The organism is Longispora albida DSM 44784 (assembly GCF_000379825.1).
GTDB lineage: Bacteria > Actinomycetota > Actinomycetes > Mycobacteriales > Micromonosporaceae > Longispora > Longispora albida.
In genome coordinates this window covers 267301-286708 of the sequence record NZ_KB903836.1, presented here as the reverse complement: position 1 = coordinate 286708, position 19408 = coordinate 267301, and the positions used below count along the sequence as shown (strand labels likewise).

Here is a 19408-nt window from a genome sequence, read left to right as displayed (position 1 = left end):
TTCGTTACGCACCGGATCCGCCGGTGGTTCGGTGGTGGCTGGTTCGGCGGTGGGTGTGAGCTCCCGGAACACTGGCGGTGCGGACGCTGGCTCACCTGTACATCCGCCGGTCCAGGCCAGGACACCGGCGAGGCTCAGGGTGAGTAAGCCGATCCTGCGGTCTTTCATGCGATCCCCGTAAATGTTCGTCCTTGCTGAGCAGCGAAACGATATCGGGCACACGGCAGCAGGCGTGCCCGGCCCAGACCGCTCCCGCTGGTGCTGTGCGCCCCGTCCCGGCCGGGCCGCATTGTTTAGGTAGGTGGTACCCAGGATTCCCGGATTGTTCCGGCCGGCGGTGAGGGCCGAAGGTGTCGGGGACGCAACAGCGTCAACCGATACCAGGGAGGAATCGTGCGTCCCCTCAGCACAGCTCTTCTGATCGCCGCGATGGCCGCCGTACTGGCACCAGCCGTCCCCGCGGCAGCGGCCGAACCAGCGGCCGGTTACATCGTCACGCTCCGGGACCAGGGCACGGACCCGGGCGCGCTGGGTTCCGGCTACGCCCGGCAGTACGGCGGGCAGGTCGGCCACGTCTACCGGCACGCCGTGCGCGGCTTCGCCGGCCAGTTCACGCAGGCGGGTGCGGCGGCGATCGGCCGTGACCCGCGTGTCCTCGCCGTCGAGCCCGACGTGCTGGTCCACACCACGGCCCAGGCCACCCCGACCGGCATCGCGCGTTCCGGGGCGGCCGGCAACGCGAACCTGAAGATCAACGGCACGGACGACTACAGCGTGGACGCCGACATCGCGGTGATCGACACCGGAGTCGACGCCGGGCACCCCGACCTGAACGTCGTCGCCCGTACCAGCTGCCTCAACACCACGACGTGCACCGACAACTCCGGTACCGACGACCACGGCCACGGCAGCCACGTGGCCGGCACCATCGCTGCCCGCGACAACGGCATCGGCGTGGTCGGCGTGGCACCGGGCGCGCGGATCTGGTCGGTGAAGGTGCTCGACTCCTCCGGCAGCGGCCAGTTGTCCGGTGTGGTGGCCGGCATCGACTGGGTCGCGGCGCACTCGGACGAGATCGAGGTCGCGAACATGAGCCTCGGCTGCAACAACTGCGAGAACGCGAGCATGAACACGGCGATCACGAACGCAGTCGGCCGGGGCGTGGTGTTCGCCGTCGCCGCCGGCAACAACCACGCGGACGCGAGGACCTTCTCCCCCGCCAACCACCCCGACGTGATCACGGTGTCGGCGCTCGCGGACTTCAACGGGGTACCGGGCGGCGGCGCGGCCTCCACCTGCCGGTCCGACCAGGACGACACCCTGGCCGACTTCTCCAACTTCGGCAGCGTCGTGGAGATCACCGCCCCGGGTACCTGCATCTACTCGACCAGCAAGGACGGCGGTTACGCCACGCTCTCCGGCACCTCGATGGCCGCCCCGCACGTCGCCGGGGCCGCAGCGCTCCTGACGGCCAACGGCAACCGGGCCACCGGGCGCGACGGCGTCGCCGCCGTACGGCAGCGGCTCCTGGACACCGCGAACACCAACTGGACGGACGACTCCGGCGACGGCGTCCGCGAGCCCCTGCTCGACGTGTCGTCCACGGCGGACTACCCGGCCGGTACGCCCGACCCGGGCCGTCCGGTGGCCGCGTTCACAGCGGCGTGCTCGGCGGAGCACCTGACGTGCTCGGTGGACGCGAGTGCTTCGCGGGATCCGGATGGGACGCTCACCGGGTACACCTGGGAATTTGGCGATGGCGCGACCGGGAGTGGCAAGACGGCCAGCCACACCTATCCGCGCGCGGCCTACTACAGCGTCAAGCTGACGGTGACCGACAACGCCGGCAAGACCAATGTCGCGCGGCGGCTGGTGAAGGCCGGCGACCTCCCGCCGACCGCGGCCTACCTGGGGCGGTGCAGCCGGGCGGTGTGCTCGTTCGACGCGTCATCCTCGGCGGACGCCGAGGGCCCCGTCTCCGGGTACACCTGGAGTTTCGGTGACGGCACCAGCGGGACGGGCAGGACGGTCAGCCACACGTATCCGGCAGAGACCCGCACCTACACCGTCAGCCTGACCGTCTCGGACAGCCGTGGCCAGACCTCGGCCGTGACCAGGCAGGTGCGCTGCACGAAGGTCGTCACCAGCGCGATCTGCTTCGCTTCCTGAGTTCTCCCGCTGACTGCCGGGGCGTGCGCACGCCCCGGCAGTCAGGCGTCCAGGCCGTCGAGCCAGCGCAGGAGGCGGTCGCCCTCGCGGATCATGATGCCGGGATCGCGCAGGGCACAGGCCATCAAGGACATTCCCTGGTACCCGGACACAAGCGTCACCGCCAGATCCTCCGCGTCGTCGAACCCGGCCTCACGGAACTGCTCCGCTGTCCAGCCCAGCAGCCGCCTGATCACGCCACCGGCCTCGGCGTCGAGCGTGCCGTCCCCGCGTTTCCCCAGCTCGGAAGCCAGCGAGCCCGTCGGGCACCCGTACCGCGCCGCCAGCTCCCGCTGCTCCACCCACGCGGCGACCAGGCCGCGCAGCCGGTCGAGCGGGCCGGGCAGCTCGCCGAGCCGGGCTGTCAGCTCGCCCAGGTACGCGACGTGCTCCGACAGCGCGGCCTGGACCAGCTCGTCCTTGGTCTTGAAGTAGTAGTACAGGTTCCCGACCGGCACCCCGGCGACGCGGGCGATGTCGGCGAGCGTGGTGCGCTCGACGCCCTGCTCGTGCAGGACCTGGGCGGCCGCGGCCGTCAGCCGGCGGCGCTTCTCCGTCCCGCGCGGCTGCGCGGCCCGTACTGAGTTAGTCACCTGACCCACTATAGACAGCCGGCCGCCGGTTGTGTACTGTCCACTCCCGACGGAATAAGTCAGTCACCCAACTAACTTCTGGAGTGGTACCCATGATCATCGTCACCGGAGCCACCGGCAACATCGGCCAGCACCTCGTCCCGCTGCTGGCCGGGGCCGGGCACGCCGTCACAGCCGTCTCACGCCGCGCGGAGCTGCCCGGCCTCCCAGCCGGCGTACGCCACGCGCAGGCCGACGTCGGCGACGCCGCCAGCATGCGCGAGGTCCTCGACGGGGCCGAAGCGCTGTTCCTGCTGGTCGGCGGCGAGCTGAACGCGTATGGCGAGAGCCCTCACGCGCTGCTCAAGGTGGCGGCCGAAGCCGGAGTGCGCCGGGTAGTCCTGGTGTCCTCGCAGGTCAGCGCCACCCGCCCGGCCGCACGCTCCCACGACCGGCTCCGCGAGTACGAGGCAGCCGTCCGCGAGTCCGGGCTGGACCACACGATCCTCCGCCCGGCAGGCTTCGCCTCCAACGCCTACGCCTGGGCCGAGCCCGTCCGTACCCAGCGGACGATCCACGCGCCCTTCGGGGACGTGGCCCTGCCGGTCGTCGACCCGGCCGACATCGCGGCCGTCGCGGCGGCGGCCCTGACCGGGGACGGTCACGCCGGCAAGGTGTACGAGCTGACCGGCCCCGAAGCCATCAGCCCCCGCCAGCAGGCAGCCGTGTTCTCCGAGGTACTCGGTGAGCAGGTGACCTTCGCCGAGCTGTCGCGCGAACAGGCCGCCGGGCACCTGGCCCAGTTCATGCCGGAGGAAGTCGTCGGCGGGACGCTGGACATCCTCGGCCAGCCACTGCCCGCCGAGCGGCGGGTCAGCCCGGATGTCGAGACGGTGCTCGGCCGCCCGGCGAGCCCGTTCAGCGCGTGGGCGGCCCGGAACCTGCCGGCCTTCCGCTGACAAGCCGGGCGGGGCTTCAGGGAGTTGTTTCCAGCCAGGCGGGCAGGCGGCCGAGGCAGTCTGCCCAGCCCTGGGCGTGGTTACCGGTAGTGGTCTCATCCGAGTGGCCAGTGTGGACGATCACGATCTCGGTACCCGTGCCGCCGGCCACAGGGCACAGCTCGATCGCGACGACCGTGACCTCGGAGTCACCCTCCCACTGCCAGGTGAACTCCAGCCTGGACGGCTCGTCGACCACCCGGTACTCCCCCGTCACGGCCAGGCCGTCGCCCGAGATCCGGTACCGGCCGCCGACACGCAGATCGGCGGCCGCAGCCGGGGACAGGCGCTCGGGCCAGAACCAGGCGGCCAGCTCCCCGGGGGCGGTCAGCGCGCGCCAGACGCGAGCCGGGGCGGCGCTGACCGTGCGGCGCAGTTCAAGCTTCATCGGTGTCTTCTTCCTCCAGGTACCGGGCCAGGTTGCCGAGCCGCTCCGCCCAGAACTCGCGATAGCCGTCCAGCCAGGCGGCGGCCTCACCGAGCGGGCCGGCCGTGAGCGTGCAGACCTGCGACCGGCCGGCCTTCACGCGGGCCAGCAGGCCTGCCTGCTCCAGCACCGTGACGTGCTTGCTGACGGCCACCAGCGACATGTCCAGCGGCGCGGCCAGCTGGGCGATCGTGTGCTCCCCGCCAGCCAGGGCCGCGAGGATCCGCCGCCGGGTCGGGTCGGACAGCGCGTGGAAGGCGGCATCCAATCCGCGACGGTTAACCATGTGGTTAAGTATTCCCAGTGGCCCCGGCGGGCGCAACCCCCGTCGATAACCGGGGCTTAACGCCTGTTGCCGGATCGGCCATTGTTCCCGCCCGGCGCGCTGGCGATGCTTGGCCCGGCCCTTGATCAAGTACGCGGGAAGTGGGCGCGGGTATGCGTTCACGCTCAGTCCATTGCAACGGACTCGCACCTGGCGTTGCATTAGCGCTCAGTCACAGTGCAATGATTATCGGCCGCCTAGCTGCACAAACACTGATCATGCGCAATGATCGTGTTGCAGGGACATGGAAAGCAACGTAGCGTTTCGCACATCGGAAACAACGACGAGCCACACGGAAGAGGCACCATCATGCAGCAGTTCGACACCACCGCCCCGATCACCGCTATCCTCGACATCCCGGCGGGCACCGTCCGGTTCGCCGCGGCCGAGCGGGACGGCACCGTGGTCGAGGTCGGGCCGGCCGACCCGTCCAAGGACCGCGACGTGAAGCTGGCGGCCGAAACCCAGGTCTCCTACGCCGAGGGCGTGCTGCGGATCGCCGCACCGGAGAAGAACCAGGCGTTCGGCTCCTCCGGCTCGGTCAGCGTGACTGTCCAGCTCCCGGCCGGGTCGCACGTCGAGGTGAAGGCCGCCAGCGCCGAGCTGCGCACCTCGGGCCGCCTCGGCGAGGTCCGCTACGACGGTGCGCACGGCTCGGTCGAGATCGCCGAAGCTGCCGGTGCCCGGATCACCACCCAGGCCGGTGACATCGCGCTCGGCCGGATCACCGGCCCGGCGGAGGTCCGGACGGCGAAGGGCGACATCCGGATCGCCGAGGCCACGGGCGGCGCGCTCACCCTGCGTACCGAGGCCGGCGACGTGACGGTCGGCGTGGCGGCCGGGGTCTCGGCCTTCCTGGACGCCGGTACCTCCTACGGCCGGATCAGCAACGCGCTGGCGAACACGGGCAGTGGCTCCGCCCAGGTGACCATCCACGCCACCACCGCCTACGGCAACATCACCGCCCGCAGCCTCTGACCCGCGTTCCCCGGGCCGGCCGCAGCACTGTGGCCGGCCGGCCCGCCCGTCATCGACCGAGAGGTTCCAGAGCCATCATGAGCACGAAGAAGCTGCTTCGGCCCCTCCTCCGGGCAGGTGTCACAGCACTCGCGGCCGCACTGCTGGCCGGAGTGGCGGCCGCGCCCGGGGCCGCCAGTGCCCACGACGGCACAGCCGCCCGGAAACGCCCGGAACTCCAGAAGGCCATGCAGGACATCGCCGCTTCCGGGTTCACCGGCGTCCAGCTGCGCGTGCGCGACCAGCGGGGCGAGTGGGCCGGCAGCGCGGGAGTACGCGAGCTGGGCGGGACCGCCCGGCCGTCCGTCAACGGGCGGTTCCGCGTAGGCAGCGTCACGAAGACCTTCACCGCGACCGTGGTGCTCCAGCTGGTGGCCGAGGGCCGGATCGGGCTGGACACCCCGGTGGCCGGTCTCCTGCCGGAGTTCGCTCTGGACCGGCGGATCACGGTGCGGATGCTGCTCCAGCACACGAGCGGGATCTTCAACTTCACCGGGGAGTACCTCCCGGACGGCACGGTCGTGCCGGGCATCGTCTCGGCGGGCAAGGAATGGGTCAGCACCCGGTTCCGCACCTACACCGACGAGGAACTGGTCCGGTTCGCACTGTCCCACCAGCCCCGCTTCGAACCCGGCGCGTCCTGGAGCTACTCCAACACCAACTACGTGCTGGCCAAGCTGCTGATCGAGAGGGTGAGCGGCCGCTCGTACGCCACGGAGACACACCGCCGGATCATCCAGCCGCTCGGCCTGCGCGGCACGTTCGTTCCCGGAACCTCGACGGAGATTCCCGGCCAGCACGCCCACGCCTACTACAGCTACGAGGAGAACGGCGAGCAGAAGACCGTCGACGTCAGCAGCCAGAACCCGTCGTGGATCTCCGCAGCCGGTGACATGATCTCGACCACCGAGGACCTCGGCACGTTCGTCTCGGCACTGATGCGCGGCAGGCTGCTGCCGCTCTCGCTGGTGGCCGAGATGCGCACGCCCGATCCGGTCGCGGGCTACGGCTACGGGCTGTTCGTGCTCGACGGGGTCACGCCGTCCCCGTTCCCGCAGCCGAGCTGCAAGGTCACGCTCGTCACGCACAACGGCGGCGTCCAGGGCTACGGGACGCTGATGTACAGCACCCCCGACGGCCGCAGGACCCTGACCGCCTCACTGACCTACGTCGACAACGCTTCGGGCTCCATGCAGGGACCAGGCCGCAGCGCCATGCAACGTCTCGTCAACGAGGTCTTCTGCGACGGCCGGGCATAGCTGGCCACACCAGCGAGCGCCCCGGCTACAGGCCCAGCCTCCGCATTGTCAGCAGAGCTGCCGCCAGCGAGTCGGCCACCTGGAACTGGTTGGTCTCGATCAGTTCCCGGAGGCCGGCCGCGTCCACCACGACGATCTCGGTCTGCTCCATCGGATCGTCGGCGGGAACCGCGCCGGGGTAGGCATCCTCAGCGAGGAACAGGCGGCTCCAGCCGGTCATCTTCGTCGGGTACGAGCTCGTGTCTCCCAGGTGGACGAAGTTCCCGGCCAGGTAGCCGGTCTCCTCGCGGAGTTCCCTCCGGGCTGCCTCCAGCGCCGTCTCCCCCGCGTCCACACCACCGGCCGGGAACTGGAGCATCAGCTGCCCCGTCCCGTGACGCCACTGCCTGACCAGCACGAACTCGCCGCCGGGCGTCACAGGTACCACCGTCGCGATGTCCTTGGACTCCCAGACGTGGTACCCGGGCACGACGTCACCCGACGGCAACTCCACATCGTCACGCCGGACCCGGAAGTACGGGGAGTCGATACACGGCTCGGACCGCACAGTTCGCCATTCCATCTCCGCGGGACCTATCTGCTCGTGGGTGTTCAGCTGGGCTTGATGCGGTAGAGCACGTTACGGCGCAGAGGGCTGCCCTCCGGCACCTTCGGATGGTCGAAGTTCTCCGCCGGGTCGCTGGCCATGCCGAGGCGCCGCATGACGGCGATCGAGCGCTCGTTGGCCGTCGCGGTCATCGACACGATCTCGGCGAGACCCAGCGGGCCGAACGCGTATTCGAGGACAGCGCGAGCAGCCTCCGTGGCGTACCCGTGACCCCAGGCTGAGCGGGCGAACCGCCAGCCGATCTCGACGGCGGGCGTGAAGTGCGCGTCGAACGTCTGCTCCCACAGGCTGTAGCCACGCTCGTCGAAGCAGGCCTCGCTGAGGTCGACGATCCGGTCGCTCTGCTCGCGGCTCAGGGGCGAGGAGAAGTACTCCATCACCTCCGGGTCAGCGTTGAGCGCGGCGAACGGCTCCCGATCGGACTCCTGCCAGCGCCGCAGCCGCAGCCGCTCCGTCTCCAGCTCAGGTTCACGCATCCGCCGAGCGTAACCATTGATCAAATGTGCCGCTGCCCCTGCCCGCCAGCGGAAACGCGTTCCAGCGGCAGGGCTCGGTGCCGCAGGTCTCTTTCCTCCTACCGGGTGGCCGATTCGACGACGGCGGCGACGAGCTGCTGGTTCTCGGGGGCACCCCCGCCACCGCCGAAGGAGAAACGGCGTCGCGTGTAGCTGTAGGCGATGCCGGAGTCCGGATCGGCGAACGCCTGCGCGCCGACCGCACCACTGTGGCCGAACGCGCGTGCGCCAAGGCCCGCGTACCGGACAGCCTGCGCCTCGAAGCCCAGCAGGAAATGGTCAGTCTCGCCGGTGACCACGTCGATGCCCCGGGTGTGCGGCGCGGTGAACTCGGCCAGGACGTCCTCCCGGAGCAGGGGTGCGCGTCCGCCGACTTCGCTGATGGCCGCCGCGTACATGAGGGCGAGTCCCCGCGCGCTGCCGATGCTGCCAGACGATCCGGGGCCGAGCGCCCGCACAGTACGGTCGCTGGCGAAGGTGACCAGATCGGTGGGCGGGGTGGCGTTGAGGTTGAACGCGATACCCGTCAGCGAGTCGGGTGCGGGCATCCCGGCATCGAGTGCCGCTTGCTGGTGCGGGAGCAGCGGCTGGACAGGCAGGTACCTGTGCTCCTCGCTGCCGGGCAGCCCGAGGTGGAAGTCGATCCCGTACGGCGCCCGGACGCGCTGCTCGAACAGCTCCTGGAGCCGCAGCCCGGTGACCCGGCGCATCACCTCGCCGGTCAGCGCGGCGATGACGAAGGCGTGGTACCCGTATGCGGTACCAGGCTCCCACCACGGCTTCTGCCCGGCCAGCCGCGCGGCGAGCACCTGGTCGTCCGCGAGTTCGGCGAGGGTGAACCCGCCCTCGACCCCGATCAGGCCAGCCTGGTGGGACAGCAGCTCCCGTACCGTGATCGAGCCCTTGCCCTCGGCCGCGAACTCCGGCCAGTAAGCGGCCACCGGCGCGTCGAGCTCAACGGCGCCGTCCTGAACGAGAAGCGCCATCACGAGGTGGGCAGCCCCCTTGCCCGACGAGTACAGCGCCAGCAGCGAGTCCGCAGACACCCCCGGCCCCGTCCACAGGTCGGCGACCTGCTGCCCGTGCCGGTAGACAGCGAGCTGGGCTGACAGCCCGGGCTCGGCGGCGGCGACCTGGGCGAAGGCCGCGCGGGCCGCCTCGAAGCCGCTGGCGGTGGTACCGCTGACAATGTCCTCTGTGGCCTGCATGTGCGTCCCCCATATTCTCTTCGTCGGTGTGTTCAGCTGGCGATGATGTGCTCGACCGGCGGCCCGGTCAGCAGCGCGGCGCCAGCCGCGAAGGCTTCGGCCATGTGCGGGCTGGTCAGGTGCGCGTCGAACGCCGCGCGGGACTCCCACTCCTCCACCACGACGAGCGACCCGGGATCGGTGAGGTCGGCGAACGTGCGGTAGGAGAGGTTACCCGGCTCGGCCCGGGAAGCGTCCACGAGCGACAGTGCCGTCTCGCGCACCCGGTCCTCCAGGCCGGGGCGCGCGGTGAGCCGGGCGACCACGGTCACGGCGCCGCACCGGGTCTTGGCGGCCAGCGCGTCCAGCAGCCCGCTGACCAGGTCGATGGTCCCCGGGTCGGTGAGGTTTCCCGTCTCGTCGAAGCGCTCGTGCGCCCGGAACACGACAACCTCCGGCTTGACCACCAGGTCGGCGTCGATCCACACGAACGCCTGGCGCAGGGCGAGCTGGGCCCGTACCGAGCCGAAGTTCGTCGGCGCGGCACCCATGATCGCGGCAGGCTTGCGGTGGAGCGGCGAGTGCGCGCCGGGCCCCGGCGTACTCGCCCAGTCCAGCGCGTTCTTCAGCACGCCGGGAATGCCGTAGTTGAACTCGGGAGTGGCGATCAGCAGCCCGTCGGCCTCCGCGATCCGCCGGCGCAGCTCGGCCACCGGCGCGGGCCGGAGTTCCGGGGTGTCAAGGTCCTGGTCGTACGGCCCGATGTCGCGCAGGCCGTCGAAGATCTCGATGTCGAGCGTGCTGGGCTGGAGTTTCCGCGCCGCGCGCACGAGCGCGGAGTTGAACGAGTCTTCTCGCAGGCTGCCGGAGATGGCGAGAATCCTGGCGGGACGCGGCATGGCTGCTCTCTTCCTGTGCTCTGGGAATGACGCGGGAGGTGGTCCGAAGTGGCCGGACGGGATGTGGCCCCGGGCTGGTGAGCCGGGGCCCGGTGGCCGGGCAGGCGGTCCGGTAGGGCCGCCTTGCCGATCTAGACCGTATGACGCCCGGGCACGCCCGGGGAGGGACCGGGGGCGCCACGAAGAGGACCTGACGCGCCAAGATCAACTCTGTTAGGCTCTGCGCCGTGTCACAGAGGACGACTCGTGCGGACTCGGACCGGCCCGCTGGCCCGGCGCTGAGCGGCACAGTGTCCTCGGCGATGGGACGCTTCGCTGTCGGCGCGGCCCGCTCGGCCGGCATGTCCGGGGCCAGGCTCGCCCGGATCCCGCACACCGGACCGGACATCCTCGGCGACGGCCTGGTCCGCGTGCCGACCAGCTCCGTGCTCTGGCTCTGGGAGCAGGTCATCCTGACCGACAGCGGTACCGGCGTCGGCGCGTTCGCCGCCAGCCGGGACCTGATCGACGCCTTCCGGGTGATCGGCGAGTACATCGGCTCCCTCGGCGATCCGGGGGCCGACCAGTTCGAGGTCGTCGAGGACGGCGCACTGGTCACCGTCCGGTACAGCACGGGAACGGCCGAGCAGGACGTGGTCACCGCCGTCGAGCAGTTCGGGATCGGGCTGATGATCACTCGTGCCCGGGCAGCGGCCCACCGGGACATCCGGCCCGTGAGCGTGTCGTTCCGGCATCGCGCGCCTGCCGTACCCGGCCCGCTCGCCGAGCTGCTGGGCACCCGCAACATCGCGTACGGCGCGCCAGCCAACACGGTCACCTTCCTGCGCTCCGACGTCGCCGCGCCCCTGCCCGGCCACCACCCGGGGCTGCTCGGCATCCTGCGCGCCCACGCGGACTCCACCTTGGCAGAGGCCAGGCCGGTCCGTACCTGGCTGGAAGCGTTCCACGCCGCCGCCTGCCAGGCGTCCGCCGAGGAACCGAACCCGTCGCTGGCCACCATCGCCGCCCGCATGGGCACGACCACCCGTACCCTCCAGCGCCGGCTCGCCGAACACGGCACCACCTGGCGTACCGAGGCCGAAGCCGCCCGGGCCCAGCGTGCCTGCGAACTCATCCGCGCCAGCCAGCTGCCGCTGCACGCGATCGCCGCGCGGACCGGGTACAGCGACCCCCGCGCCCTGCGCCGCGCGGTCCGGCGCTGGCACGGCGTGAGCCCGAGCGAACTGCGCCAGGCCGGGCTACCTGGCGAGGCGGCGGCGTAGGAGACGGGCCGCCGGAGTCCTCAAGATCCTGATTAGGATGGCGCGGTGAGACTCCTGGAGATCCGCCGGTTCCCGGTCAAGTCACTGCTCGGCGAGCAGGTGACCGAGTCGGGGGTCGGTGACCGCGGCCTGACCGGCGACCGGCTCTGGGCGGTCCGCGACGAGGACGGGAAGTTCGGCAGCGGCAAGAACACGCGCCGGTTCCGCCGGATGCCCGGGCTGTTCGGGCTGCGCGGGCTGCACACCGGCGGAGAGCCCGAAGTGGAGTTCCCTGACGGGCGGCGGTTCGCCGCCAGTGACCCGGCCGGGCACGCCGCGCTCAGCGAGACGGTGGGCCGGAAGGTGACCGTCACGCGTGAGGCCGAGGTCCTGCACCACGACGACGGGCCGGTCAGCGTGATCACCACCGCCGGCCTGCGCCAGCTCGGCGAGGTACTCGGCGAGCCCGTCGACCCGCTGCGCTTCCGGGCGAACCTGGTGATCGGCACGCCGGGCACCGGCTACCCCGAGGACACCTGGCCCGGCCAGGCCCTGCGGATCGGCTCCGGTGTCGTCCTGCGCGTCCAGAAGCCCATGACCCGGTGCGTCATGGTCGACTTCGCCCAGGACCACCTCCCCGAGCACGGCCGGATCCTCAAGGCGGTCGCGGAGGACCACAGCCTGCTGTTCGGCGTGTGGGCGACGGTGGAGCGGCCGGGCCACCTCACGATCGGCGACCCGGTCGAGCTCGCGACCTGACCCCTGGAGGGCGCGGCGGCTACCGCCCCGGCAGCTCGTAACGCCCGGCGATCAGCTTCGCCGCCGTCTCTGGTTGGGTGATCGCGGTGTCGACGACGAGGCTGGGCTGGTGCGGGTACACCGCATAGGGGTCGTCCAGACTGGCCAGATACGCGGCGTAGCGCACCGGGTCGGCCAGCTTCCCCCGATCCACTCTGGACTCCGACCCGGCCCTGACGTGCAGCTCAGCCTCGTCGCACGTCAGCCGGACCAGGCACAGCTCGCCCCCGGCCTCCGTGAGCCGCCGCCGGTACCCGTCGATGTGCTTCACCCTGGCCGTGTCGTACACCATCGTCCACACCATCCCCGGCACCCCGTGCGCCGCGGCGGCTCCGATCAGCCGTTGCCGGGTCTCGTCGACGAACTCGACGGCCGCGTCGCTCCCCCGCTCGAACACGGCCGTGGCGAGGTCCAGCGTGAGGTGATTGTGGACGAGCCGGTACCCGGTCATCGCGGCCAGCTCCGTGGCGATCGTCAGCTTCCCTGCGGCCGGCGGCCCGTACAGCAGAACCAATTTCATCCGGCAAGCATGCCAGTGTGCCGTCCGCCTTGCGGGTCACACCATCCAGAGCAGGCAGAACGGGTGACCGGCCGGGTCCGCGTACACCCGCCAGTTCTCGCCGTCCCCGGGCAGCCGGGTCGCGCCGAGTTCCAGCGCGCGGCGCTCGGCCGCTTCGATGTCGCTGACCGTGATGTCGAGGTGCAGCTGCTGCGGGTGCGCCGGGTCCGGCCACTGTGGCGGGTTGTAACCCTCCACAGCCTGGAAGAGCATCTCGCCCATCGGAGCCGGCGTGGCGGTTCCGATCCAGGCCATCCCATCCTGCTGATATTTCACTGTGTACCCGAGCAGCTCCGCGTAGAACACCGCCAGCGGCCCGCCGTCGGAGCAGTCGATGCTCACCCCGTACGTCCGGATCGGCTCGGCGTGCTCGCCCGCGCACAGGCAGAACGGGTGACCGGCCGGGTCGGCCATCACGTTCCACGTGTCCCCGCCGCCGATCCTGCGCGCGCCGAGCCGCTCGGCCCCGGTGGTGGCCGCCGCCAGGTCGGCGACCTGGAAATCGAGGTGCATCTGCTGGGGCCGCGCCTGGCCCGGCCACTCCGGGGCGACATGATCGGGCGCGGCCTGGAACCCGAGCCGCCAGCCGTCACCGGTGAAGACAGTTACCCACTCGTCGTCGGCGTACCGCTCCTCGCCCCCGGTGAGTTCCGCATAGAACCGGGCCAGCCCCCGGTGATCCCGCGCGTCGAACACCACGGTCTTCAGCTCGAAACTGCTAGTACCTGCCATACCGAGTGATCATGCCACCGGCAGCCGCCTGACCTCGCCATCCAATACGGACTCAGAGACCGAGCCGCGTCCCCAGATCGGCGGTGTCCTGCTCTACGGACATCGGCACGCCGTGGATCGTGAACCCGAGCCGCCGGTTCACTTCGATCATGGGGGCGTTGGCCTGGTCGGTGGACGTGTCGATCCGCTGGCAGCCGGGGCGGTCGGCGGCCAGCTGGCGCAGGACAGCCGCCTTGATCCGCACGCCGAGCCCGTGACCACGATGGGCGGCGAGCACCGCGGTGTCCTGCTGGACGCCGATGCCGGGCATGTGCGGGTACAGCTCCAGCTCGGTGAAGCCCGCGACCTCGCCGGTGGCGGAGTGCACGGCGACCGCGACCCACTGCTCGACGTCACGGCTGGCGAGGTCGCGTTCCAGCTCGCGGACCAGCTCGGGCGTCCACGAATGCTGCTGGACGGCGGAGTCGTCGCCGCTTGGCGCGTCGTGCATGGCGTTGCGTGCCCGGGCGTAGGAGACGACGAGATCCTCCGGGGCCTCGTTCCGCCAGCTCATGAGGTGGTACCCCTCGGCGGCGGCCGGCTGCCAGAGCCGCTGGTCCGCCGAGGTGAGGTCGAGGCGCATCACGACGTGGCGCTGGGTGACCCGGAAACCGAGGCCGGCCGCCCAGGAGGCTCCGGCTCCGCCTTCCATCGGCACGCCGAGGATCACCCGCCGCTCTCCGTCCCGTACCAGCGGCAGCGCCGACCGGAGCAACGCCGTGCCGATCCCCGACCTGCGCCGCCCCGGATGTACCTGGACGTGGACCATCGCGATGTGCGCGTTGCCACCGTCGAGCAGGCCGACCCGGGCTGATCCCGCGACGCGCCCGCCACTGCGGGCCACGAGGTAGCTGGGCACGCCACGATCGGTCATGACGGCACGCAGCCCCTCCACCGTCTGCTCGTAGGACGGCACGGGATCACCCGGCCAGTCGGCGACGCGGACGGCGGCCACCAGCTCGTGATACGCCGCGAGATCCGCGTCCGTCGCGTGCGCAGGGTCGAACGGCTCGACCATCACATCTACAGTCATGGATCAAGTATTACAGGCTGGCGATCAGCCGGGCCGCACCGGCAGTTGCACCCCAGGTGGTACAACTGAGCACATTGGACGGAATGAACTCCCGGCGTCCCGCAAAATGACCCAGGCAACCGCCAGCGGGCACGAACGCCGCACCCGATGGCCACCGCATGAAGCGGGCTGGACCGAAGCAGCGACAGGTGGCTTCGGCCCAGACCCGCTGGTCATGGCAGCGCCGGGCTACCCATAACCAGGTTGCCGGCGAGATTCGCGGTTTGCTACCTGTCGACGGCTTCGGTCACGCCCTGCCAGGTGTCCAGGTCCGCGAGCCGCGCCTGCAGGGCGGGGCGCATACCCGTCGTGCTGGAGGCGCCAAGGGCCAGGCGCAACGGAGGGTTGGGGCTGCCGACCACATCCCGCATGCCTGCGGCGATCCGCGCCGCAGCGGAGAACGCGGAAGCCGGCATCTCCCCAATGGCCTTGTGGACCTCGCGGACTGTCTGGTCGTAGTCGCCCAGGGCGTCGGCGACATGGAGATTGGCCAGGAAGGGGGTCGCGGTCATCCCGGGCTGGATGATCGTGACCTTGATACCGAGCGGCGCGACCTCGGCCACGAGCGCGTCAGACAGCCCCTCGACCGCGTACTTGGTAGCTGCCAGCAGGCCCACTCCGGGATGGGCGGACTGCCCATAGACCGACGAGCCCTGCAGGATGTGCCCGGACCGCTGGGCGCGAAGCACTGGCAGCGTCGCGCGGAGCACGTTGAGCACTCCGAAGACGTTGGTGTCGAACACTGCACGCACCTGCGCGTCAGAGGCCTCCTCCACGGCTCCGAACAGCCCGTATCCCGCGTTGTTGGCCACGACGTCGATCCGGCCGAACATTGCGAGCGTGCGTTCGACCGCGTCGCGGACTGCTCGCTCGTCTCGTACGTCCGCCTGGTTGAGGAGCAGGCGCTCGCCGTGCGCCTGCGCCAGTTCAGCCAGGGCGGACGTGTCGCGGGCGAGGGCCGAGACGGTGTCGCCGTTATCGAGGGCCTGGAGTGTCAGTTCGCGGCCGATGCCTGATGTCGCGCCGGTGATCAGCCATGTGCGGGAGTGGGGCCGGTGGTCCGATGTTCCATTCATGTTGCGACCGTAAGCCGTTAGCTCGCAACACGTCAAGCCAGATCAGCATACCAGTTGCTCACTAGATCGATTAGCGCCCCTCGCACTGGTGTACTGTGGGCAGATGATCACTGCGGCCGCCGGATCCCCCAAAGCCAGCCCGCGCACCGTCACGCCGACGGTGGAGACCGTTCTCGCGTTCGTGAACACGCGCGCGGACGGATCGGGCCGCCGGGAGTTGTTCGGCAACGGAGACTCGTTCGCGGCGTGGCTGGCGGAGCGCGACGAGTTCGACGGCGAAACCGTGGTGACCGACGCCGACGCTGCGGTCGCCCGCGAGCTGCGCGATGCCCTGGTGACCGTGCTGCTCGCGCACTCGGGCGACGAGGAAAGCCTGGGTGAGCCGCTACTGCGTGCCGAACGGCACCTGCGGCGCGTGGGTTCGCTCTACCCGCTGGCGACAGTGGTCACGGCCAGCGGCGTGGAACTGGCCTCACCACAGGCCGGAGTACCGCGCGTCTTCGGAACCGTACTGGCCGCAGTGACGACGTTCGCCCAGAGCAGCGACTGGCGGCGCATCAAAGCCTGCCGGAACCCGCCATGCCACTTCGGGTTCTTCGACCGCACCCGCAACGGCGGCGGCCTGTACTGCAGCACTGGCTGCGGCTCCCAGGTATCCATGCGCAAACACCGCCAGCGCCAGCGCCACGACAGCGGTACGCCGTCCGGCTAGCACGGACACCCACAGCCGCTACTCTCCGGTGACTCCGTCGATGCGCTCACGGAGGAGGTCCGCATGGCCGTTGTGGCGCGCGTACTCCTCGATCATGTGCAGGTAGACGTAGCGCAGGCTGTAGTCGTCGTCCGGCATGATGTCACCGAGGTCGTGCATCGCCGCAGCCTCGCGGGACCGCTCGACACTCGCGAGGTAGAGAGCCAGGTCGTCACCGGCGTGGCTGGCGTCCACATCGTCGCTGCCCTCGGGACGATCAGGGTCGTAGTCCCAGAAGAACTGGTGGATCGGCTTGCCGTCGTAGAAATGGAACCACGACTCCACTACGGACATGTGCCGGACGAGTCCCAGCAGCGACAGCGCCGACGGCTCAACGGAACGCATCGCGAGCTGCTCGGGTGTGAGCCCCGCGCACTTCATCAGCAAGGTGGCGCGCTGGAAGTCCAGCAGGGCTTCGAGAGCGGCCCGCTCACCGGCCGGTGCGTGCGGCGGCTCGGGCCGTTCGGGCAGGGGCCACGTCGACATCCCGGCGACCCTACCGGCAAGATCACCGGCGTGCTACCGGGTTGCTGGCCCCCGGCCAGGACTGAGCGCCGTCACTCCTGGCCGAGCAACGCCCAGGCATTGCTGGCCAGCTCCCTGGTACTCATCTCCTCACGGGTGAGGAACCGCATCGCGAGCCCCTCACCGAGGACAACGTCTTCCTGACGGGCGTCGGTGCTGCCCTCGAACACGTGGAAGCGAACCCCGTTTCCGTCGGCACCGGCCTGCTCCAGCACCCGGCGGAGTTCAAGGGTGGCGGTCAGCCCGGTCTCCTCCAGCAGCTCACGATGGGCGGCGGCCAGAGCGTCCTCCCCTGGCTCGACCAGTCCGCCCGGCGGCGACCACCGTCCCGGCTCCGCCTGCTTGTCCAGGTCACGATGCTGCATCAGCACCCGCCCGGCCCGATCGGTCAGGACGATGAACGCAACCTCGTGAGTGATCTCCACGCACGGCACCCTAGACAGCACGTACGACATTCCCGCCCAGCCGCAGGTCCAAGAGGGGCCTGGTGAGGATTGCAGGCGCCGGGCTGCGCCGGATCATCCGGCCTCGGCAGGAAGTACCCCTTGCTCGCGCAACCATGCTTCCAGCTCTTCAGGGGTGGCATCGGCCGGAGGACCGTAGTCAAAGTAGGCACGAGGTGCGATCGCCACACCCTCGGCCACTGCGCGTGCGTCGTCCTCGCTGGCGTCAGGGTCCAGGTCACGGGCACGTAGCGACGACATGGAGAAGATGGCGAAGCCAGGCTCGAACGAGACCCCGATGTCGAACGGTGTACCGGCGTGACCCAGTGCCGCGAGGTCGGCGACGACGTCGTCCATGAACCTGCAGGTCAGCTGCACGCCGTTGAAGAAGATCTCTTCCCCTCCGTGCTGGCCGCTGCAGCTGGCCTCGACCAGTTCCACAATGTCGTCCGCGTCGTAGGTGACCACCAGCATCGGGTCCGAGGAGTAGACGGCCCTTCGGTCGCGGCCTGGATGAACCGGCGCGCCGAGCCGGCTCTCCGCCACCTCACGGCGATCACCGATCTTCACCATGTCGACGCCCACGCCGGGAATGATCTCCACGGCAAACATTCTCCGCCACTGGACGGCCGGCCGCTGATTTCTTGAGGGAGACAGCTCACGACAGGCTAGCTTGGGGGTAACCCAGAGCAGAGGAGAGCCTCGTGGGCAAAGTGGTCATGTACAGCTCGGTGTCGGCGGACGGTTTCGTCGCGGACGACAATGACCAGCCCGGACCCCTGTTCGACTGGTTGTCCAACGGTGATGTCCCGTTGGACGAGAGCGGCTACCTGAAGGTGTCGCAGACCTCCTACGACTACACCCGGCCGTACTGGGACCAGATCGGGGTGACGATCGTCGGCCGCCACGTCTTCGACATGACGGACGGCTGGGGCGGTAAGCCTCCGGGCGGGGTCGACCACCTGGTCGTCGTGACGCACCGGCCGCCGCCCGAGGGCTGGAACCCCGAGGCGCCGTTTCACTTCGTCGACGGCGTCGAGGCGGCCATGTCCAAGGCGCAGGAGCTCGCGGGCGACCGCATCGTCGAGGTCGCCGCTGGCGACGTCGGTGGCCAGCTGCTTGCCGCTGGCCTGATCGACGAGGTACGCATGGACGTCGTACCCGTCGTGTTCGGCTCCGGAAAGCGCTACTTCGGATCGGTCCGCGCGCAGCACCTGCTGGACGATCCTGACGCGGTGATCCAGGGCAACCGGGTGCTTCACCTGCGCTATCAGGTACGCCGCTGAAGACGCGCGAGGAAGTCCACTGCGGACGGAGACCCTAACGTGGGGCCTCCGAAAAGAGGGTGCCCGAACTACGATGAGTCCCGGCTCGGACTTTGATCTTCAGGCAACTACCCTTCCGCGCGCGACATCGGAGGCACCTTGAAGCTCCTGCTTACGTCAGGTGGCGTCACGAACCCGAGCATCCACTCGGCGCTCGTGCAGCTCCTCGGCAAGCCGATCGGCGAATCCAATGCCCTCTGTATTCCCACAGCGGAGTACGGGCACCCCATGTGCACCCCCGCCTCGGCCTGGCGTTTCATCGCCGGCCAGAGCCCGTCGGACTTGTGCGGCCTTGGCTGGAAGTCGTTGGGCCTGCTGGAACTCATCGCGCTGCCCACCGTCGGCGCGGAGCGATGGGTCCCCTGGGTCCGGGAGGCCGACGTGCTCCTGGTCGACGGCGGCGACGCGACGTACCTGTGTCACTGGATGCGAGAATCCGGGCTGGCCGATCTGCTGCCCTCGCTGCCCGACATGGTCTGGGTGGGGGTGAGCGCGGGAAGCATGGTGATGACGCCCCGGATCGGGGCGGAATTCGTCGAGTGGCCGTCCGCGCCGGACGACCGGACCCTTGGAGTCGTCGGCTTCTCGATCTTCCCGCACCTGGACGCTTTCCCGGAGAACACCCTCGCTGACGCGGAGAGGTGGGCTGCTGACCTAGGCGTGCCGGCCTATGCCATCGACGAGCAGACGGCGATCAAGGTCATCGACGGCTCCGTCGAGGTGGTCTCCGAAGGGCAATGGACGAAGTTCGGGTGATGGCCCGCAACCATGTCGTCGATTACTGATCTGTAAGAGTCTGCCGGAAGCGGAACGGCATCAGCGCCGGTGGCCCG

Annotated in this window: 23 protein-coding genes; 9 read left to right on the top strand and 14 right to left on the bottom strand. The window is 70.0% G+C overall.

All coding sequences use genetic code 11. The annotated features are described in order from the left end of the window. The first annotated feature begins 393 nt into the window (after positions 1 to 393). Positions 394 to 2169, top strand: coding sequence for a S8 family serine peptidase (locus A3G1_RS0127260; protein ID WP_245563602.1), 1776 nt, complete (start codon positions 394 to 396; stop codon positions 2167 to 2169). Positions 2170 to 2210: 41 nt separating this feature from the next. Here A3G1_RS0127260 and A3G1_RS0127255 read toward each other — a convergent pair whose 3' ends face one another. Beyond that, a complete protein-coding gene (locus A3G1_RS0127255; RefSeq protein WP_026212571.1) occupies positions 2211 to 2801 on the bottom strand; it encodes a TetR/AcrR family transcriptional regulator in 591 nt (196 codons plus the stop codon). A gap of 92 nt (positions 2802 to 2893) precedes the next feature. On the opposite strand from A3G1_RS0127255, the gene A3G1_RS0127250 reads away from it, so the two are divergent. After that, positions 2894 to 3739: an SDR family oxidoreductase gene (locus A3G1_RS0127250; protein WP_018352675.1), complete on the top strand. Its 846-nt coding sequence runs from the start codon at positions 2894 to 2896 to the stop codon at positions 3737 to 3739. A 16-nt stretch (positions 3740 to 3755) separates the two neighbouring features. Here the strand turns inward: A3G1_RS0127250 and A3G1_RS37125 are convergent, their stop codons facing one another. Next, positions 3756 to 4166 (bottom strand): SRPBCC family protein, encoded by a 411-nt coding sequence (locus tag A3G1_RS37125; RefSeq protein WP_018352674.1) that lies wholly within the window; start codon positions 4164 to 4166, stop codon positions 3756 to 3758. Then, entirely contained in the window at positions 4156 to 4491 is a 336-nt protein-coding gene (locus tag A3G1_RS0127240; protein ID WP_026212570.1) for an ArsR/SmtB family transcription factor, read from the bottom strand. The genes A3G1_RS37125 and A3G1_RS0127240 overlap by 11 nt, the downstream gene beginning before the upstream one ends. Positions 4492 to 4839: 348 nt before the next feature. Here A3G1_RS0127240 and A3G1_RS0127235 point away from each other — a divergent pair, with 348 nt between their 5' ends. Together A3G1_RS0127235 and A3G1_RS0127230 are read left to right on the top strand one after the other, a co-directional pair. Then, complete coding sequence (locus tag A3G1_RS0127235) at positions 4840 to 5508, top strand: DUF4097 family beta strand repeat-containing protein (protein WP_018352672.1); 669 nt, start codon at positions 4840 to 4842, stop codon at positions 5506 to 5508. Between the two features lie 77 nt (positions 5509 to 5585). After that, a complete protein-coding gene (locus A3G1_RS0127230) occupies positions 5586 to 6806 on the top strand; it encodes a serine hydrolase domain-containing protein (protein ID WP_018352671.1) in 1221 nt (406 codons plus the stop codon). Positions 6807 to 6831: 25 nt separating this feature from the next. Here A3G1_RS0127230 and A3G1_RS0127225 read toward each other — a convergent pair whose 3' ends face one another. The 4 genes from A3G1_RS0127225 to A3G1_RS37120 all read right to left on the bottom strand — a co-directional run bounded on the left by A3G1_RS0127225 (position 6832) and on the right by A3G1_RS37120 (position 10014). Next, positions 6832 to 7368 (bottom strand): NUDIX hydrolase, encoded by a 537-nt coding sequence (locus tag A3G1_RS0127225; protein ID WP_040479849.1) that lies wholly within the window; start codon positions 7366 to 7368, stop codon positions 6832 to 6834. Positions 7369 to 7397: 29 nt separating this feature from the next. Further along, positions 7398 to 7889, bottom strand: a complete 492-nt coding sequence (locus A3G1_RS0127220; RefSeq protein ID WP_018352669.1) for a GNAT family N-acetyltransferase — start codon at positions 7887 to 7889, stop codon at positions 7398 to 7400. Between the two features lie 98 nt (positions 7890 to 7987). After that, the gene (locus tag A3G1_RS0127215; protein ID WP_018352668.1) at positions 7988 to 9136 is read right to left on the bottom strand and encodes a serine hydrolase domain-containing protein; all 1149 of its coding nucleotides are present in this window, start codon (positions 9134 to 9136) and stop codon (positions 7988 to 7990) included. A gap of 32 nt (positions 9137 to 9168) precedes the next feature. Then, entirely contained in the window at positions 9169 to 10014 is an 846-nt protein-coding gene (locus tag A3G1_RS37120) for an NAD(P)H-dependent oxidoreductase (RefSeq protein WP_018352667.1), read from the bottom strand. A 302-nt stretch (positions 10015 to 10316) separates the two neighbouring features. Between A3G1_RS37120 and A3G1_RS42175 the strand changes: the two genes are divergently transcribed. Then, a complete protein-coding gene (locus tag A3G1_RS42175) occupies positions 10317 to 11276 on the top strand; it encodes an AraC family transcriptional regulator (RefSeq protein WP_018352666.1) in 960 nt (319 codons plus the stop codon). 45 nt (positions 11277 to 11321) lie between these two features. Beyond that, entirely contained in the window at positions 11322 to 12014 is a 693-nt protein-coding gene (locus tag A3G1_RS0127200) for an MOSC domain-containing protein (RefSeq protein WP_018352665.1), read from the top strand. 19 nt (positions 12015 to 12033) lie between these two features. Here A3G1_RS0127200 and A3G1_RS39120 read toward each other — a convergent pair whose 3' ends face one another. The 4 genes from A3G1_RS39120 to A3G1_RS0127180 all read right to left on the bottom strand — a co-directional run bounded on the left by A3G1_RS39120 (position 12034) and on the right by A3G1_RS0127180 (position 15531). Beyond that, positions 12034 to 12573 (bottom strand): P-loop nucleotide/nucleoside kinase family protein, encoded by a 540-nt coding sequence (locus A3G1_RS39120; RefSeq protein ID WP_157641429.1) that lies wholly within the window; start codon positions 12571 to 12573, stop codon positions 12034 to 12036. A 36-nt stretch (positions 12574 to 12609) separates the two neighbouring features. Further along, positions 12610 to 13344, bottom strand: coding sequence for a VOC family protein (locus A3G1_RS0127190; protein WP_018352663.1), 735 nt, complete (start codon positions 13342 to 13344; stop codon positions 12610 to 12612). 52 nt (positions 13345 to 13396) lie between these two features. Next, positions 13397 to 14416, bottom strand: a complete 1020-nt coding sequence (locus A3G1_RS0127185) for a GNAT family N-acetyltransferase (RefSeq protein ID WP_083937140.1) — start codon at positions 14414 to 14416, stop codon at positions 13397 to 13399. A 266-nt stretch (positions 14417 to 14682) separates the two neighbouring features. After that, a complete protein-coding gene (locus tag A3G1_RS0127180) occupies positions 14683 to 15531 on the bottom strand; it encodes an SDR family NAD(P)-dependent oxidoreductase (protein ID WP_018352661.1) in 849 nt (282 codons plus the stop codon). Positions 15532 to 15634: 103 nt separating this feature from the next. Here A3G1_RS0127180 and A3G1_RS0127175 point away from each other — a divergent pair, with 103 nt between their 5' ends. Further along, positions 15635 to 16243 (top strand): CGNR zinc finger domain-containing protein, encoded by a 609-nt coding sequence (locus A3G1_RS0127175; RefSeq protein WP_018352660.1) that lies wholly within the window; start codon positions 15635 to 15637, stop codon positions 16241 to 16243. Between the two features lie 18 nt (positions 16244 to 16261). Here the strand turns inward: A3G1_RS0127175 and A3G1_RS0127170 are convergent, their stop codons facing one another. The 3 genes from A3G1_RS0127170 to A3G1_RS0127160 all read right to left on the bottom strand — a co-directional run bounded on the left by A3G1_RS0127170 (position 16262) and on the right by A3G1_RS0127160 (position 17862). After that, a complete protein-coding gene (locus tag A3G1_RS0127170) occupies positions 16262 to 16768 on the bottom strand; it encodes a DinB family protein (RefSeq protein ID WP_018352659.1) in 507 nt (168 codons plus the stop codon). A gap of 71 nt (positions 16769 to 16839) precedes the next feature. Then, entirely contained in the window at positions 16840 to 17232 is a 393-nt protein-coding gene (locus A3G1_RS0127165) for an NUDIX domain-containing protein (RefSeq protein ID WP_026212568.1), read from the bottom strand. A 93-nt stretch (positions 17233 to 17325) separates the two neighbouring features. Next, positions 17326 to 17862, bottom strand: coding sequence for a hypothetical protein (locus tag A3G1_RS0127160; protein WP_425411411.1), 537 nt, complete (start codon positions 17860 to 17862; stop codon positions 17326 to 17328). A gap of 92 nt (positions 17863 to 17954) precedes the next feature. Here A3G1_RS0127160 and A3G1_RS0127155 point away from each other — a divergent pair, with 92 nt between their 5' ends. Both A3G1_RS0127155 and A3G1_RS0127150 read left to right on the top strand, forming a co-directional pair. Then, the gene (locus A3G1_RS0127155; RefSeq protein ID WP_018352656.1) at positions 17955 to 18536 is read left to right on the top strand and encodes a dihydrofolate reductase family protein; all 582 of its coding nucleotides are present in this window, start codon (positions 17955 to 17957) and stop codon (positions 18534 to 18536) included. Positions 18537 to 18674: 138 nt separating this feature from the next. Further along, positions 18675 to 19331: a Type 1 glutamine amidotransferase-like domain-containing protein gene (locus A3G1_RS0127150; protein WP_018352655.1), complete on the top strand. Its 657-nt coding sequence runs from the start codon at positions 18675 to 18677 to the stop codon at positions 19329 to 19331. Positions 19332 to 19408 lie beyond the last annotated feature (77 nt).

Excerpts from the sequence above, each read along its gene's own strand:
- A3G1_RS0127185 (WP_083937140.1), bottom strand. The coding sequence starts at position 14,416 with ATGACTGTAGATGTGATGGTCGAGCCGTTCGACCCTGCGCACGCGACG.
- A3G1_RS37120 (WP_018352667.1), bottom strand. The coding sequence starts at position 10,014 with ATGCCGCGTCCCGCCAGGATTCTCGCCATCTCCGGCAGCCTGCGAGAA.
- A3G1_RS0127250 (WP_018352675.1), top strand. The coding sequence starts at position 2,894 with ATGATCATCGTCACCGGAGCCACCGGCAACATCGGCCAGCACCTCGTC.
- A3G1_RS0127180 (WP_018352661.1), bottom strand. The coding sequence starts at position 15,531 with ATGAATGGAACATCGGACCACCGGCCCCACTCCCGCACATGGCTGATC.
- A3G1_RS0127225 (WP_040479849.1), bottom strand. The coding sequence starts at position 7,368 with ATGGAATGGCGAACTGTGCGGTCCGAGCCGTGTATCGACTCCCCGTAC.
- A3G1_RS0127190 (WP_018352663.1), bottom strand. The coding sequence starts at position 13,344 with ATGGCAGGTACTAGCAGTTTCGAGCTGAAGACCGTGGTGTTCGACGCG.
- A3G1_RS0127240 (WP_026212570.1), bottom strand. The coding sequence starts at position 4,491 with ATGGTTAACCGTCGCGGATTGGATGCCGCCTTCCACGCGCTGTCCGAC.
- A3G1_RS0127230 (WP_018352671.1), top strand. The coding sequence starts at position 5,586 with ATGAGCACGAAGAAGCTGCTTCGGCCCCTCCTCCGGGCAGGTGTCACA.
- A3G1_RS0127215 (WP_018352668.1), bottom strand. The coding sequence starts at position 9,136 with ATGCAGGCCACAGAGGACATTGTCAGCGGTACCACCGCCAGCGGCTTC.
- A3G1_RS0127170 (WP_018352659.1), bottom strand. The coding sequence starts at position 16,768 with ATGTCGACGTGGCCCCTGCCCGAACGGCCCGAGCCGCCGCACGCACCG.
- A3G1_RS0127220 (WP_018352669.1), bottom strand. The coding sequence starts at position 7,889 with ATGCGTGAACCTGAGCTGGAGACGGAGCGGCTGCGGCTGCGGCGCTGG.
- A3G1_RS0127160 (WP_425411411.1), bottom strand. The coding sequence starts at position 17,862 with ATGTTTGCCGTGGAGATCATTCCCGGCGTGGGCGTCGACATGGTGAAG.
- A3G1_RS39120 (WP_157641429.1), bottom strand. The coding sequence starts at position 12,573 with ATGAAATTGGTTCTGCTGTACGGGCCGCCGGCCGCAGGGAAGCTGACG.
- A3G1_RS37125 (WP_018352674.1), bottom strand. The coding sequence starts at position 4,166 with ATGAAGCTTGAACTGCGCCGCACGGTCAGCGCCGCCCCGGCTCGCGTC.
- A3G1_RS42175 (WP_018352666.1), top strand. The coding sequence starts at position 10,317 with ATGGGACGCTTCGCTGTCGGCGCGGCCCGCTCGGCCGGCATGTCCGGG.
- A3G1_RS0127235 (WP_018352672.1), top strand. The coding sequence starts at position 4,840 with ATGCAGCAGTTCGACACCACCGCCCCGATCACCGCTATCCTCGACATC.
- A3G1_RS0127175 (WP_018352660.1), top strand. The coding sequence starts at position 15,635 with ATGATCACTGCGGCCGCCGGATCCCCCAAAGCCAGCCCGCGCACCGTC.